Annotated in this window: 11 protein-coding genes; 10 read left to right on the forward strand and 1 reads right to left on the reverse strand. The window is 55.4% G+C overall.

From position 1 onward, the window contains the following. Positions 1 to 9: 9 nt before the first annotated feature. From hscA to sseB, 5 genes are all read left to right on the forward strand, one after another. Entirely contained in the window at positions 10 to 1,860 is a 1,851-nt protein-coding gene (hscA, locus tag OGY68_RS20745) for a Fe-S protein assembly chaperone HscA (protein WP_003838439.1), read from the forward strand. A gap of 1 nt (position 1,861) precedes the next feature. Next, positions 1,862 to 2,197: an ISC system 2Fe-2S type ferredoxin gene (gene fdx, locus OGY68_RS20750; RefSeq protein WP_003037690.1), complete on the forward strand. Its 336-nt coding sequence runs from the start codon at positions 1,862 to 1,864 to the stop codon at positions 2,195 to 2,197. 11 nt (positions 2,198 to 2,208) lie between these two features. Beyond that, positions 2,209 to 2,409, forward strand: coding sequence for a Fe-S cluster assembly protein IscX (gene iscX / locus OGY68_RS20755; protein WP_003037694.1), 201 nt, complete (start codon positions 2,209 to 2,211; stop codon positions 2,407 to 2,409). A gap of 61 nt (positions 2,410 to 2,470) precedes the next feature. After that, positions 2,471 to 3,754, forward strand: a complete 1,284-nt coding sequence (gene pepB / locus OGY68_RS20760; RefSeq protein WP_008785461.1) for an aminopeptidase PepB — start codon at positions 2,471 to 2,473, stop codon at positions 3,752 to 3,754. A 70-nt stretch (positions 3,755 to 3,824) separates the two neighbouring features. Continuing rightward, positions 3,825 to 4,601 (forward strand): enhanced serine sensitivity protein SseB, encoded by a 777-nt coding sequence (gene sseB / locus OGY68_RS20765; RefSeq protein ID WP_016157136.1) that lies wholly within the window; start codon positions 3,825 to 3,827, stop codon positions 4,599 to 4,601. A gap of 43 nt (positions 4,602 to 4,644) precedes the next feature. Here sseB and sseA read toward each other — a convergent pair whose 3' ends face one another. Then, a complete protein-coding gene (gene sseA, locus OGY68_RS20770) occupies positions 4,645 to 5,490 on the reverse strand; it encodes a 3-mercaptopyruvate sulfurtransferase (RefSeq protein ID WP_057068032.1) in 846 nt (281 codons plus the stop codon). Positions 5,491 to 5,696: 206 nt separating this feature from the next. On the opposite strand from sseA, the gene OGY68_RS20775 reads away from it, so the two are divergent. The 5 genes from OGY68_RS20775 to rodZ all read left to right on the forward strand — a co-directional run bounded on the left by OGY68_RS20775 (position 5,697) and on the right by rodZ (position 16,224). Beyond that, on the forward strand, positions 5,697 to 10,631 hold the full coding sequence (locus OGY68_RS20775; protein ID WP_057068030.1) for an alpha-2-macroglobulin family protein: 4,935 nt from the start codon (positions 5,697 to 5,699) through the stop codon (positions 10,629 to 10,631). Then, on the forward strand, positions 10,632 to 12,944 hold the full coding sequence (pbpC, locus tag OGY68_RS20780; protein ID WP_286617488.1) for a peptidoglycan glycosyltransferase PbpC: 2,313 nt from the start codon (positions 10,632 to 10,634) through the stop codon (positions 12,942 to 12,944). A 148-nt stretch (positions 12,945 to 13,092) separates the two neighbouring features. Next, positions 13,093 to 13,524: a nucleoside-diphosphate kinase gene (gene ndk, locus OGY68_RS20785; RefSeq protein ID WP_003037710.1), complete on the forward strand. Its 432-nt coding sequence runs from the start codon at positions 13,093 to 13,095 to the stop codon at positions 13,522 to 13,524. 251 nt (positions 13,525 to 13,775) lie between these two features. Further along, positions 13,776 to 14,942 carry a dual-specificity RNA methyltransferase RlmN gene (gene rlmN, locus OGY68_RS20790; protein WP_057068026.1) on the forward strand — a complete coding sequence of 389 codons (1,167 nt, stop codon included), beginning with the start codon at positions 13,776 to 13,778 and terminating at the stop codon, positions 14,940 to 14,942. 283 nt (positions 14,943 to 15,225) lie between these two features. Then, positions 15,226 to 16,224 (forward strand): cytoskeleton protein RodZ, encoded by a 999-nt coding sequence (gene rodZ / locus OGY68_RS20795; RefSeq protein WP_032944208.1) that lies wholly within the window; start codon positions 15,226 to 15,228, stop codon positions 16,222 to 16,224. Positions 16,225 to 16,243: the final 19 nt, after the last annotated feature.

The raw sequence follows: 16,243 nt of genomic DNA on the forward strand, positions 1-16,243 counted from the left end.
GAAGCGAAAATGGCCTTATTACAAATTAGTGAGCCTGGTCTGAGCGCCGCGCCGCACCAGCGTCGTCTGGCGGTAGGTATCGATTTAGGCACTACCAACTCCCTGGTTGCGACCGTACGCAGTGGCCAGGCCGAAACGCTGGCAGACCATGAAGGTCGCCACCTGTTGCCGTCAGTGGTTCACTATCAGCAGCAGGGCTACTCTGTCGGTTACGATGCCCGCGCCAATGCAGCGTTGGATACGGCAAACACCGTTAGCTCAGTAAAACGCATGATGGGCCGCTCTCTGGCGGATATCCAGGCGCGTTACCCGCATCTGCCATATACGTTCCAGGCGAGCGAAAACGGTCTGCCGATGATTGAAACCGCTGCCGGTTTGCTTAATCCGGTGCGCGTCTCCGCTGATATTCTGAAAGCGCTGGCCGCGCGGGCTACCGAATCGCTGTCCGGCGAACTGGACGGCGTGGTAATCACCGTTCCGGCTTACTTTGACGATGCACAGCGTCAGGGGACCAAAGACGCCGCGCGTCTGGCGGGCCTGCACGTATTGCGTCTGCTGAACGAACCGACCGCAGCGGCGATCGCGTATGGTCTGGACTCCGGTCAGGAAGGCGTGATCGCAGTCTACGATCTTGGCGGCGGTACTTTTGATATTTCTATTCTGCGCCTGAGCCGTGGCGTGTTTGAAGTGCTGGCGACCGGTGGTGATTCCGCGCTCGGCGGCGACGATTTTGACCATCTGCTGGCCGATTACATTCGCGAGCAGGCGGGCGTGGCCGATCGCAGCGATAACCGCGTACAGCGTGAACTGCTGGATGCCGCGATTGCAGCGAAAATCGCACTTAGCGACGCTGATTCTGTAACGGTTAACGTGGCTGGATGGCAGGGTGAAATCACCCGTGAAACCTTTAATGAACTCATTTCCGCACTGGTCAAGCGTACGCTGCTGGCCTGCCGTCGCGCGCTGAAAGATGCGGGCGTGGAGCCGCAAGATGTGCTGGAAGTGGTGATGGTTGGCGGTTCAACGCGCGTGCCTCTGGTACGTGAACGCGTCGGTGAATTTTTTGGCCGCACGCCGCTGACCTCTATTGACCCGGACAAAGTGGTCGCTATCGGTGCGGCAATCCAGGCGGATATTCTCGTCGGAAATAAACCGGACAGCGAAATGCTGCTGCTGGACGTTATCCCGCTGTCTCTGGGACTGGAAACCATGGGCGGTCTGGTGGAGAAAGTGATCCCGCGTAACACCACTATCCCAGTGGCGCGCGCGCAGGACTTTACCACCTTTAAAGATGGCCAAACCGCGATGTCCATTCACGTGATGCAGGGCGAGCGTGAGCTGGTGCAGGACTGCCGTTCACTGGCGCGTTTTGCGCTGCGCGGCATCCCGGCATTGCCGGCTGGCGGTGCGCACATCCGCGTGACCTTCCAGGTGGATGCCGATGGGCTGCTGAGCGTCACCGCCATGGAGAAATCCACAGGCGTTGAGTCCTCAATCCAGGTTAAACCGTCCTATGGTCTGACCGACAGTGAAATCGCCTCCATGATTCAGGATTCGATGAGTTTTGCCGAGCAGGACGTTAAAGCCCGTATGCTGGCAGAACAGAAAGTCGAAGCGGCACGCGTACTGGAGAGTTTATCCGGTGCGCTGAACGCTGATGCCGCGCTGTTAAGCGCCGCAGAACGTCAGGCTATCGATACCGCCGCCGCGCACTTGAGCGAGGTTGCACAGGGTGACGATGTTGACGCGATAGAACAAGCCATTAAAAACGTAGACAAACAAACCCAGGAATTCGCCGCTCGCCGCATGGACAAATCCGTCCGTAGCGCGCTGAAAGGCCATTCCGTGGACGAGGTTTAATATGCCAAAAATTGTTATTTTGCCTCATCAGGATCTCTGTCCCGATGGCGCAGTTCTGGAAGCTGAGACCGGCGAAACCATTCTCGACGTTGCCCTGCGTAACGGAATCGAGATTGAACACGCCTGTGAAAAATCCTGTGCCTGCACTACCTGCCACTGCATCGTGCGTGAAGGTTTTGATTCTTTGCCGGAAAGCACAGAAGAAGAAGACGACATGCTGGATAAAGCCTGGGGACTGGAGCCGGAGAGCCGTTTAAGCTGTCAGGCACGGGTAACCGAGGACGATTTAGTGGTCGAAATCCCACGTTACACAATCAATCATGCGCGTGAGCATTAACAGAGGGTAGTATGGGACTGAAGTGGACCGATAGCCGCGAAATCGGCGAGGCGCTGTATGACGCTTTCCCCGATCTCGATCCCAAGACCGTTCGTTTCACCGATCTGCACCAGTGGATCTGTGACCTGGAAGAGTTCGATGATGATCCTCAGGCATCGAACGAAAAAATCCTTGAGGCCATTTTGCTGGTCTGGCTGGACGAAGCCGAATAAGTCAACGGGCTGCCCACGGGTGGCCCGTTTTCCTGTATGCGCGAAAATAAGGATAAATAAAATGACAGAAGCCATGAAAATTACGCTTTCCACGCAACCCGCCGATGCCCGCTGGGGTGAAAAGGCGACATACAGCATTAATAATGACGGCATTACCCTGCACCTGAACGGAAAAGATGACCTCGGCCTTATCCAGCGTGCCGCGCGTAAAATCGACGGCCTGGGTATTAAACACGTTCAACTGGACGGTGAAGGCTGGGATACCGAACGTAGCTGGGCGTTCTGGCAGGGCTACAAGGGACCAAAAGGCACCCGCAAAGTTGAGTGGGCCGCTCTGGACGAAGCGCAGCGCAAAGAGCTGGATAGCCGTCTGAAGATTATTGACTGGGTGCGCGATACCATTAATGCCCCGGCAGAAGAGCTGGGCCCGGAACAGCTGGCGCAGCGCGCTGTTGATCTGCTGTGCTCCGTCGCGTGCGATAACGTCTCTTACCGCATCACCAAAGGTGAAGATCTGCGCGAGCAGAACTACATGGGCCTGCATACCGTGGGTCGCGGATCTGAACGTCCTCCAGTGCTGCTGGCGCTGGACTACAACCCAACAGGCGACAAAGAAGCCCCGGTTTATGCCTGCCTGGTTGGTAAGGGAATTACTTTTGATTCCGGTGGTTACAGCATCAAGCAAAGCGCATTTATGGACTCAATGAAGTCAGACATGGGCGGTGCGGCAACGGTCACCGGCGCGTTGGCATTTGCCATCACCCGTGGTCTGAACAAGCGCGTGAAGCTGTATCTGTGCTGCGCGGATAACCTGATTAGCGGCAACGCCTTTAAGCTCGGCGACATTATTCACTATCGCAACGGTAAAAAAGTTGAAGTGATGAATACCGATGCCGAAGGACGTCTGGTGCTGGCCGATGGCCTGATCGATGCCAGTGCGCAGAAACCGGAACTGATCATTGATGCTGCCACGCTGACCGGCGCGGCGAAAACCGCGCTGGGCAACGATTACCACGCGCTGTTTAGCTTTGATGATCAGCTGGCTGCTCGCCTGCTGGCAAGTGCGGCGCAAGAAAACGAACCGTTCTGGCGTCTGCCGCTGGCAGAGTTTCACCGTAGCCAGTTGCCGTCGAACTTTGCCGAACTGAATAACACCGGTAGCGCGGCTTACCCGGCTGGCGCAAGCACCGCGGCGGGCTTCCTGTCCCATTTCGTGGAAAACTACCAGCAGGGCTGGCTGCATATCGACTGCTCTGCAACCTATCGCAAAGCGCCGGTTGAGCAGTGGTCTGCGGGCGCAACCGGTCTGGGTGTGCGCACGATTGCGAATCTGCTGACCGCATAATTTATTACTGTATTGCCGGATGGCGCTACGCTTATCCGGCCTACATGTATTCATCCAATTTGTGATACTTATGTCCGAAACAAAAAACGAATTAGAAACATTGCTGGAACAAGCGGCAACAGAGCCTGCGCATCGTCCGGCATTTTTCCGTACTTTACTGGAATCCACAGTCTGGGTGCCGGGTACTGCCGCAGAAGGCGAGGCGGTGGTTGAAGACAGCGCTCTCGACCTGCAGCACTGGGAAAAAGAAGACGGCACGACCGTGATCCCGTTCTTCACTTCTCTGGAAGCCCTGCAGCAGGCGGTGGAAGATGAGCAAGCATTTGTCGTTATGCCGGTGCGTACGTTGTTTGAAATGACGCTCGGCGAAACGCTCTTTCTCAACGCGAAACTGCCGACCGGCAAAGAATTTATGCCGCGTGAAATCAGCCTGCTGATGGGGGAAGAGGGGAATCCGCTCAGCACCCAGGAAGTACTGGAAGGCGGTGAATCGCTGATCCTCTCTGAAGTCGCTGAACCTCCGGCGCAGATGATTGACTCGCTGACTACGCTGTTTAAAACCATTAAGCCGGTAAAACGCGCGTTTCTCTGCTCAATCAAAGAAAGCGCGGAAGCCCAGCCGAATCTGCTGATTGGTATTGAAGCGGAAGGGGATATTGAAGAGATCATCCACGCTGCTGGCAGCGTCGCGACCGATACGCTGCCGGGCGATGAACCTATTGATATCTGCCAGGTGAAGAAGGGTGAGAAGGGCGTGAGCCACTTTATCACTGAGCATATCGCACCGTTCTACGAACGCCGCTGGGGCGGTTTCCTGCGCGACTTTAAACAGAACCGGATTATCTAAATTGTAGGCCGGATAAGCGAAGCGCTATCCGGCTTTTCCAGCTTTATAATTGCGGTTCTACCGGTAAATCGTTGCGCGCTCCCCATTCGCTCCATGCGCCGTCATACAATGCGACGTCAGAAACGCCCAGCGTGGCAAGTGCCAGCACGATGACGGCAGCCGTTACGCCGGAGCCGCAGCTGGCGATAATAGGGCGGTCAAAGCTCACGCCGTGGCTGAAGAAAATAGCATCCAACTCATCGGTGGTTTTCAGTTCGCCGTCACGAACCAGTTCTGTCCACGGTACATTAAGCGCACCCGGCACATGACCACGTTTCAGACCAGGACGCGGCTCGTCAACTTCGCCATTAAAACGCGCAGCCGGACGGGCATCGACGATCTGCGCCGTTTTTTCATGACTGGCCAGCAGTACATCGGTAACGCGCACAACTGCGTCAGGCGTAAAGGCCACGTTAAATTCACCTTCAGGTAAATCCTCATCGCCTTCCTTGAGCATTAACTCATCGCGCTTCCAGCCTGCCAGACCGCCTGCCAGAATGGAGACATTTTCGACGCCAAATGTCCGCAGCATCCACCATGCGCGTGGCGCGGAAAACAGATTACCGTCATCGTAGATAACCAGATGCTTATCCTGATCAACGCCCAGCTCGCGCATCGCAACGGCAAAGGCTTCGGGGCGTGGCATCATATGCGGTAGCGGTGAGGTATGATCGGAAAGCGCTTCAATATCAAAAAATACTGCGCCAGGAATATGGCCCGCACGATACTCCTCGCCAACATCGCGATCTTCCTGTCCTGGAGGTGCCATCCGGGCATCAAGAATTTGTATTTCCGGGTCGTCAATGTGTTCGGCAAGCCAGTCGGCAGCGACAAAGAAGGCGGTGGTCATAGGCATCTCCATTTTTACCAGGTTTTGGCAAATTGTCGGATGTTTACCGTAAAGCGACAAGTAAAACAGGCTGATTTGTCAGGTGAATCCACATTAATCACTTAAATTAAGACAACGTTGTTCAGTTACTGACTTCCACAGCCGGAAATCTGACGCATAATAGTTGTTCTACGTAGCTAACGGGCCACTACGGCCAGGGATGAAAAATGAAACATTTACGCGTAGCGGCCTGCATGCTGATGCTGGCACTGGTCGGGTGCGATAATAATAACGAAAAATCACCGACGGCTGCGAAACCTGACTCGCCAGCTCCCCAGACTGCGCCAGTAAAAGACAAGGCCCAATTACAAAAGCTGGTGCAACAAAGCCAGGGCAAGTCGCTGACGCTGCTGGATGCCTCAGAGGTCCAGCTCGACGGTGCGGCAACACTCGTTTTGACCTTCTCCATTCCCCTCGATCCAGAACAAGATTTTTCCCGCGTCGTGCACGTTGTTGATAAAAAAAGCGGCAAAGTGGATGGTGCCTGGGAGCTGGCGCCAAATCTGAAAGAGCTGCGCTTACGCCATCTGGAACCTAACCGGGAACTGGTGGTGACCATTGAGCGTGATTTGCTGGCGCTGAATAAAGCGACGTTCGCTATTGATTATGAAAAAAACATTACCACCCGCGATGTACAGCCAAGCGTTGGGTTTGCCAGTCGCGGCTCGCTGTTGCCGGGAAAAGTAATTGAAGGCCTGCCGGTAATGGCCCTCAACGTTAACAGCGTGGATGTGAACTTCTTTCGTGTGAAGCCTGAATCGCTCGGCGCATTTGTCAGCCAGTGGGAATACCGCAATTCGTTGACAAACTGGGAGTCTGACAATCTGCTGAAAATGGCGGAACTGGTGTATACCGGACGCTTTGACCTCAATCCTGCGCGTAACACCCGTGAGAAGCTGCTGCTGCCGCTGAGCGATATCAAGCCGTTGCAGCAAGCAGGAGTTTACATCGCGGTGATGAATCAGGCTGGACAATACAACTACAGTAATGCCGCTACGCTGTTCACGCTCAGCGATATTGGTGTGTCTGCGCACCGTTACCATAATCAACTGGATGTCTTTACGCAGAGTCTGGAAAACGGCGCTGCGCAGCAGGGTATTGAGGTCACGTTACTCAACGAAAAAGGACAGACGCTGGCGCAGGCTACCAGCGACGCGCAGGGTCATGTCAAACTGGAGACTGATAAAGACGCTGCTTTATTGCTGGCCCGCAAAGACGGGCAAACCACGCTGCTGGATTTGAAACTCCCGGCGTTGGATCTGGCTGAATTTGATATTGCCGGTGCACCGGGATACAGCAAACAGTTCTTTATGTTTGGTCCCCGTGACCTCTATCGTCCTGGCGAAACGGTGATCCTCAACGGATTACTGCGTGACAGCGACGGCAAAACGTTGCCCGACCAGCCAGTGAAGCTGGAGGTCGTGAAGCCCGACGGGCAAGTGTTACGTTCGGTGGTTAGCCAGCCGGAGAACGGTCTGTACCGTTTTAGCTGGCCGCTGGACACCAACGCGCCAACCGGTATGTGGCATATTCGTGCTAATACGGGCGACAACCAGTCACGTATGTGGGATTTCCACGTCGAAGATTTTATGCCTGAGCGGATGGCGCTCAATCTCTCCGCTAATAAGATTCCGGTAGCTCCGGCTGATGAAGTGAAGTTCTCGGTAGTGGGCTACTACCTGTACGGCGCGCCTGCTAACGGCAATGCTCTGCAAGGGCAGCTTTTCCTGCGCCCGCTGCGCGAAGCGGTGCAGGCATTGCCGGGGTTCCAGTTTGGTAATATTGCCGAAGAAAACCTGTCCCGTAGCCTCGATGAAGTTCAGCTTACGCTGGATGAACACGGTCGCGGCGAAGTGACCACCAACAGCCAATGGCAGGAGACGCACTCCCCGTTACAGGTGATCCTGCAAGCCAGCCTGCTGGAGTCAGGTGGCCGCCCGGTGACGCGTCGGGCTGAACAAGCCATCTGGCCTGCGGACACGCTGCCGGGGATTCGTCCGCAGTTTGCGGCAAAAGCCGTCTATGACTACCGCACTGATACCACTGTGAATCAGCCTATCGTTGATGAAAACAGCAACGCCGCTTTCGACATTGTTTATGCCGATGCGCAGGGCGAGAAAAAAGCGGTGTCCGGTTTGCAGGTGCGTTTGATCCGCGAGCGCCGGGATTATTACTGGAACTGGTCTGAAGGCGAGGGCTGGCAATCACAGTTCGATCAAAAGGATCTGGTTGAAGGTGAGCAGACTCTGGATCTTAAGGCCGATGAAACCGGTAAAGTCAGCTTCCCGGTTGAGTGGGGTGCCTATCGTCTGGAAGTGAAAGCCCCGAATGATGCGGTGAGCAGCGTACGCTTCTGGGCAGGTTATAGTTGGCAGGATAACAGCGACGGCAGTGGGGCCGTGCGTCCCGATCGCGTGACTCTGAAACTGGACAAACCCAGCTATCGTCCTGGAGATACCATGAAGCTGCACGTTGCCGCTCCTGCTGCTGGCAAAGGTTATGCGATGGTGGAATCCAGCGAAGGCCCGCTGTGGTGGCAAGAAATAGACGTACCGGCGGATGGTCTCGATATCTCCATCCCGATTGATAAAACCTGGAATCGCCACGATTTGTATCTCAGTGCGCTAGTGGTTCGTCCTGGCGACAAGTCCCGTTCGGCCACGCCAAAACGGGCGGTTGGTTTACTGCATTTGCCGTTAGGTGATGAAAACCGTCGTCTGGCGCTGGCGCTGGAAAACCCGGCGAAAATACGTCCAAACCAGTCGTTGACCGTCAAGATTAAAGCCAGCGTCAAAAATGGCGACGTACCAAAACAGGTCAACGTGCTGGTCTCTGCCGTTGATAGCGGGGTGTTGAACATTACCGATTACGCCACGCCAGATCCGTGGCAGGCATTTTTCGGACAAAAACGCTATGGCGCGGATATTTATGATATTTACGGCCAGGTGATCGAAGGGCAAGGGCGGCTGGCGGCGCTGCGTTTTGGTGGTGATGGCGATGAATTAAAACGCGGCGGTAAGCCACCGGTCAATCACGTCAATATCGTGGCGCAACAGGCGCTGCCGGTCACGCTCAACGAGCAGGGCGAAGGTACGGTGACGCTACCGATTGGTGATTTCAACGGCGAGCTACGGGTAATGGCACAGGCCTGGACGGCGGATGACTTTGGCAGCAGTGAAAGCAAGGTGATTGTTGCCGCGCCGGTAATTGCTGAACTGAATATGCCGCGTTTTCTGGCGGGAGGCGATACCTCGCGACTGACGCTGGACGTGACTAACCTGACTGACAAACCGCAAACACTGAATATTAAGCTCGCGGCCAGCGGTTTACTGGAGCTGATGGGGCAAGATCCTGCTCCATTGAATCTGGCACCAGGCGTACGGACTACGCTGTTTGTTCCGGTGCGTGCGCGGGAGGGGTTTGGCGATGGCGAAATTCAGGCAGAAATTAGCGGTCTGACTTTACCGGGTGAAACGCTGCCAGTTCAGCATAAACAGTGGAAGATTGGTGTGCGTCCGGCGTTCCCGGCGCAAACCGTTAATAACGGTGTCGCACTTCAGCCAGGCGCAACCTGGCAGCTTCCGGGCGAGGAACTGACCAATTTCTCCCCTGCAACGATGCAGGGACAACTGCTGTTCAGCGGTAAGCCGCCGCTAAATCTGGCGCGTTATATCCGCGAACTGAAGGCTTACCCTTACGGCTGCCTGGAGCAAACGGCGAGCGGGTTGTTCCCATCCTTATACACTAACGCTGCGCAATTGAAGATGTTAGGTATTGTGGGTGACAGCGATGAAAAACGCCGTGCGGCGGTCGATATTGGGATTTCTCGTTTAGTGCAGATGCAGCGTGATAACGGCGGTTTCGCGCTGTGGGATAAAAACGGGTCGGAAGAGTACTGGCTGACCGCGTATGTCATGGATTTCCTCGTTCGGGCAAATGAACAGGGCTACAGCGTCCCGGTAGAGGTCATTAACCGTGGCAACGAACGGCTGCTGCGCTATTTGCAGGATCCAGGAATGTTGTCGATTCGCTATACCGACGACTCTTCAGCAAGCCGGTTTGCCGTACAAGCCTACGCTGCGTTGGTTCTGGCGCGTCAGCAAAAAGCCCCGCTCGGCGCACTGCGTGAGATCTGGGAGCGCCGTGCGCAAGCGGCCTCTGGTTTACCGCTGTTACAACTGGGAATCGCGCTGAAAAATATGGGCGATGCTAACCGCAGTGAACAGGCGTTGACGCTGGCGCTGAATACGCCGCGCCGCGATACGCAACAGTGGATGGCGGATTACGGCAGTGCGTTACGGGATAACGCGTTGATGCTGGCCTTGCTCGAAGAGAACAAGCTCAAACCTGACGTGCAGAATACGCTGCTGAACACGTTGTCAGAACAGGCCTTTGGGCAGCGCTGGCTCTCGACTCAGGAAAATAATGCGTTGTTCCTTGCCGCCCGTACGTTACAGGACTTGCCAGGCACATGGCAGGCGCAAACGTCACTCTCGGAGCAACCGTTAGCCGGGGAGAAATCACAGACGCGTAATCTGGATGCCGATGCGCTGTCTACGCTGAGCGTCACCAATACCGGTAATCAACCGCTGTGGCTGCGTCTGGATGTGAGCGGTTATCCGCAAACCTCACCGACGCCTGCCAGCAACGTTCTGCATATTGAGCGTCAAATTCTGGGGCTCGACGGAAACAGCAAATCGCTGGATTCGCTGCGCAGCGGCGAGCTGGTGCTGGTCTGGCTGGAGGTGAAAGCCAGCCAGAACGTGCCGGATGCGCTGGTGGTTGACTTACTGCCAGCAGGACTGGAACTGGAAAACCAGAATCTGGCCAACGGCAGCGCCAGCCTGCAGGATAGCGGTAGCGAAGTGGCGAATCTGCTTAATCAGATGCAGCAGGCAGATATCCAGCACGTTGAGTTCCGTGACGATCGCTTTGTCGCTGCGGTGGCGGTCAATGAAGGACAACCGGTTACGCTGGTGTATCTGGCGCGAGCGGTAACGCCGGGGACCTACCAGGTTCCCGTCCCACAGGTGGAATCAATGTATGTTCCGCAGTGGCGCGCGACCGGTGCGACAGAGGGACTTTTGATTGTCAGACCGTAAATGATGCGCCGGTTGGGTAAACGCGGCTGCTGGCTCTGGCTGGCAGCCGTTGCGCTATTGATTGTGGCGGCAGTTTGGGCGGCAGATAAAATCTGGCCGCTGCCTTTGCGCGAAGTCGATCCGGCACGGGTCGTGGTGGCAAATGATGGTACGCCACTCTGGCGCTTTGCCGATGCCGAAGGTATCTGGCGGTATCCGGTAACGATTGATGAGGTGTCGCCCCGCTACCTTGAGGCGCTAATTAACTATGAAGACCGCTGGTTCTGGAAGCATCCCGGCGTCAATCCGTTTTCAGTACTGCGCGCAGCATGGCAGGACCTCTCCTCTGGGCGTGTGGTTTCGGGCGGCAGTACGCTCACCATGCAGGTCGCACGATTACTCGATCCCCATCCGCGAACCTTCGGCGGCAAGTTTCGCCAGCTCTGGCGCGCATTGCAGCTGGAATGGCATCTCTCCAAACGCGACATCCTGACACTGTATCTCAACCGTGCGCCGTTTGGCGGTACGCTACAGGGCGTCGGGGCGGCAAGCTGGGCCTATCTTGGTAAATCACCCGCGCAATTGAGTTACTCCGATGCCGCGCTGCTGGCTGTTTTGCCACAGGCACCGAGTCGCCTGCGTCCGGATCGCTGGCCGGACCGTGCTGAAGCGGCGCGTAATAAAGTGCTCGAACGTATGGCGAGCCAGAGTATTTGGCCTGCCAGACAGGTACAGGAGTCACGTGAAGAGCCAGTCTGGCTGTCGCCCCGGCAAATGCCGCAGTTAGCGCCGTTATTCTCGCGCATGATGCTGGGAAAAAGCCGGAGCGATAAAATCGTGACTACCCTTGATGCCGGATTGCAGCGTCAACTGGAAGAGCTGGCGCAAAACTGGAAGGGGCGCTTACCTGCACGCAGTTCGCTGGCAATGATTGTGGTCGATCACACCGATATGAGCGTGCGTGGTTGGGTGGGGTCGGTAGATATGAATGACGACTCCCGCTTTGGTCATGTGGATATGGTGAATGCTATCCGTTCGCCTGGCTCGGTATTGAAGCCGTTTATCTATGGACTGGCGCTGGATGACGGACTCATTCATCCCGCTTCGTTGTTGCAGGATGTCCCGCGGCGAACCGGAGATTATCGACCGGGGAATTTTGACAGCGGTTTTCATGGCCCGGTGAGCATGAGCGAAGCGCTGGTAAGGTCGTTGAATTTACCCGCCGTGCAGGTGCTCGAAGCCTATGGTCCGAAGCGCTTTGCCGCATCGTTACGTAACGTCGGCTTACCGCTGTATCTGCCCGCAGGGGCTGCGCCGAATCTGTCGCTGATTTTAGGTGGCGCGGGGGCAAGGCTGGAAGATATGGCTGCAGCGTACAGCGCCTTTGCCCGCCAGGGAAAAGCGGGAAAACTGCGTCTGCAGCCGGGCGACCCACTGCTTGAACGTCCGTTGATATCGGCGGGCGCGGCGTGGATTATTCGCCGCATTATGGCCGACGAAGCGCAACCGCTGCCGGATAACGCACTGAGCAGAGTGGTTCCGCTGGCGTGGAAAACGGGCACCAGCTATGGCTATCGCGATGCGTGGGCGATTGGCGTTAACGCTCGTTATGTGATCGGTATCTGGACTGGCAGACCAGACGGAACGCCGGTGGTGGGCCAGTTTGGATTTGCCAGCGCCGTGCCGCTGCTCAATCAGGTCAACAATCTTTTGCTCTCTCGCGGGACCAATCAGCCGGAAGATCCACGTCCTGATTCCGTGAGTCGCGGCGTGGTGTGCTGGCCGGGCGGGCAATCCCTTGCCCCAGGAGACAGCAACTGCCGTCGCCGTCTGGCAACCTGGTTACTGGATGGCAGTCAGCCGCCAACGTTATTATTGCCCGAGCAGGAAGGGGTTAATGGCATTCGTTTTCCTGTCCGGCTGGATGATGAAGGCAAACGTGTGGCGGCGGATTGCCCGCAGGCGCACGAGCAAACATTAATCGTCTGGCCGTTGCCGCTGGAGCCATGGCTACCTGAATCAGAACGCCGTGGGGCGAGATTACCGCCAGTTTCTGCCACGTGTCCGCCGCTGGGACAAGACGCTTCGCAGCCATTGCAGTTGACAGGCATTCGTGATGGCGCGATTGTGAAGCGTTTACCCGGTTCTGCTCAAGCCTCATTGCCGGTGCAAACCAGTGGTGGGAGCGGTGAACGCTGGTGGTTTCTTAACGGTGAAAGGCTGGAAGAACGAGGACGTCGTCTTACGCTACGGCTGGCGACTAAAGGGGATTATCAACTGCTGGTGATGGATGACGCTGGTCAGGTAGCGACGGTGAGATTTTCGATGCAGTAGACCAGTTGGTGACTGTTTGTTGCTAAAATTCATCTTATTTTAAAGAAATGTTACCTTCATCAATAGTCAATTGCCGGGATGCTCTTTATAATCCGCGCCAGGTCGTACATCTATATAGACAACAACAGAACACATTACAGAGGTTATCATGGCTATTGAACGTACTTTTTCCATCATCAAACCAAACGCGGTGGCAAAAAACGTTATTGGGAGCATCTTTGCGCGCTTTGAAGCAGCAGGGTTCAAAATTGTCGGCACTAAAATGCTGCACCTGACCGTTGAGCAGGCACGTGGCTTCTATGCTGAGCACGATGGCAAACCGTTCTTTGACGGTCTGGTTGAATTCATGACCTCCGGTCCGATCGTTGTTTCTGTTCTGGAAAGCGAAAATGCCGTACAGCGTCATCGCGATCTGCTGGGCGCAACCAACCCGGCGAATGCGCTGGCCGGTACTCTGCGTGCAGACTACGCTGACAGCTTCACCGAGAACGGTACTCACGGTTCCGACTCCGTTGAGTCAGCGGCGCGCGAAATCGCCTATTTCTTTGGTGAAGGTGAGGTTTGCCCGCGCACTCGCTAATAAGCTCGTGGGGTAGGCCGGATAAGCATTTGCGCATCCGTCTCTGCTTTGCCTGATGGCGATGCTGATGCGTCTTATCAGGCCTACGATCTTCCTTTACATATTATTTTCGCTAATGCTTCGTGCAAACGTGGCATCCCTGCGCCAGACTTTGTACAATGCAACGCCCCGGAAGAGCAGATCGCTTGCCGGGGCGTTTCTTTTTAACCCTCCACGGGCCACAACGTGTAACAACGAGGCCGGAAAAAATTATGTCTGAATTAGTTAACACCTCTGAAGTCGTCATTCCTGCGGTTCCAAATAAAAATGGAAAAATTAACCTGCTGGATCTGAACCGTCAGCAAATGCGCGAATTCTTCAAAGTGATGGGCGAAAAACCGTTTCGTGCCGATCAGGTCATGAAGTGGATGTACCACTATTGCAGCGACAACTTTGATGACATGACTGACATCAACAAGGTGCTGCGTAACAAGCTGAAAGAAGTGGCTGAAATTCGCGCCCCGGAAGTGGTGGAAGAGCAGCGTTCTTCTGACGGTACGATCAAATGGGCTATCGCGGTTGGCGATCAGCGCGTTGAAACGGTGTATATCCCGGAAGACGATCGTGCGACCCTGTGTGTTTCTTCACAGGTCGGGTGCGCATTAGAGTGTAAATTCTGCTCTACGGCGCAACAGGGCTTTAACCGTAACCTGCGGGTATCGGAGATCATTGGTCAGGTCTGGCGCGCGGCGAAGATCGTCGGTGCGGTGAAGGCTACGGGCGTGCGTCCTATTACCAACGTGGTGATGATGGGGATGGGCGAGCCGCTGCTCAACCTGACCAACGTGGTTCCGGCGATGGAAATCATGCTCGATGACTTCGGTTTTGGGCTGTCCAAGCGTCGCGTCACGCTCTCCACCTCAGGTGTTGTCCCTGCGCTGGATAAGCTGGGTGATATGATTGACGTCGCGCTGGCGATTTCTCTGCATGCGCCGAACGATGAAATTCGTGACGAAATTGTACCTATCAACAAAAAGTACAATATCGAAACATTCCTTGGCGCGGTTCGTCGTTATCTGGAGAAGTCCAACGCTAACCAGGGTCGTGTAACCATTGAGTATGTGATGTTAGATCACATCAATGATGGCACTGAACACGCGCATCAGCTGGCAGAACTGCTGAAAGATACGCCGTGTAAGATCAACCTGATCCCGTGGAACCCGTTCCCGGGCGCGCCGTATGGCCGTAGTTCTAACAGCCGTATCGATCGTTTCTCCAAAGTGTTGATGAGCTATGGTTTCACTACCATCGTGCGTAAAACACGTGGTGATGACATCGATGCAGCCTGCGGTCAGCTGGCGGGCGACGTTATCGACCGTACCAAGCGTACTCTGCGTAAGCGTATGCAGGGCGACGCTATCGAGATTAAGACCGTTTGATGTTGGCGCACTACGGTATAATTCCTGTACCGTAGTGCAACGTAAGCCATATGAGGTTTTTTGTTGTCGTCGTCAGGTCAATAATAACGGTGCGTTTTTGTCGACTTTAAGGCAGTATGTAACGGCGTAACAAGTGTTTAGCCCTCAGGTTTACGCCGTTTTGTCATTGATAGTCTGACCGTTTTATACTGTCTGACGAAGGTTAACTGACCAGATGTTTCGCGGTGTGGGTGAGCATTGTGGCTCGCCGGCATCAGAACCCAAATTTACGCAGCTGTAGCGAATGAATACTGAAGCCACGCACGACAAAAATGAAACACTATCCACCGGCGTTCGTCTGCGCAATGCCCGTGAACAACTCGGATTCAGCCAGCAGGCAGTCGCGGAGCGACTTTGCCTGAAGGTCTCCACGGTACGCGATATTGAAGAGGATAAGGCGCCAGCCGATCTTGCTTCAACATTCCTGCGCGGGTATATCCGTTCTTATGCGCGTCTGGTGCATATTCCTGAAGAAGAACTGTTGCCAGGGCTGGAAAAACAGGCTCCGATTCGACCAGCTAAAGTCGCACCGATGCAGAGCTTCTCGCTCGGCAAACGTCGTAAGAAACGTGACGGCTGGTTAATGACCTTTACCTGGCTGGTACTGTTTGTCGTTGTCGGACTGACTGGTGCCTGGTGGTGGCAGAACCATAAAGCGCAGCAGGAAGAGATCACCACTATGGCCGATCAATCCTCTGCTGAGCTGAATGCCGGTAAAGAGGGTGCGCAGAACGTACCGTTAGATACCAGCGCAGCAGCAGGGCAGGATACCCCTCCGGCTCCTGACGATGGTGCGGTAGCGGACGCAGCGCCAACGCCAGACGTTGCTGCGACCCCGGCACCCGCCGCTGATGCGCAACAGAACGCCGTTGTTGCCCCATCTCAGGCTAACGTCGATACCGCAACTGCAGCGCCAACAGCGCCAGCTACAGCGGCTCCTCTGCCGACCGATCAGGCAGGTGTGACTACACCTGCAGCCGATCCTAACGCGCTGGTGATGAACTTTACCGCCGATTGCTGGCTGGAAGTAACCGATGCGACCGGTAAAAAACTGTTCAGCGGGATGCAGCGTAAAGACGGCAATCTAAACCTGACCGGTCAAGCGCCGTACAAACTGAAAATTGGCGCCCCGGCGGCAGTGCAGATTCAGTTCCAGGGTAAACCTGTCGATCTGAGTCGTTTTATCAGAACTAACCAGGTTGCGCGTCTGACCGTTAATGCCGAACAATCACCGGCTCAGTAACAGACGGCAATGCGGGAGA

It is taken from the genome of Citrobacter sp. Cpo065 (assembly GCF_030332805.1).
Taxonomy (GTDB): domain Bacteria; phylum Pseudomonadota; class Gammaproteobacteria; order Enterobacterales; family Enterobacteriaceae; genus Citrobacter; species Citrobacter portucalensis.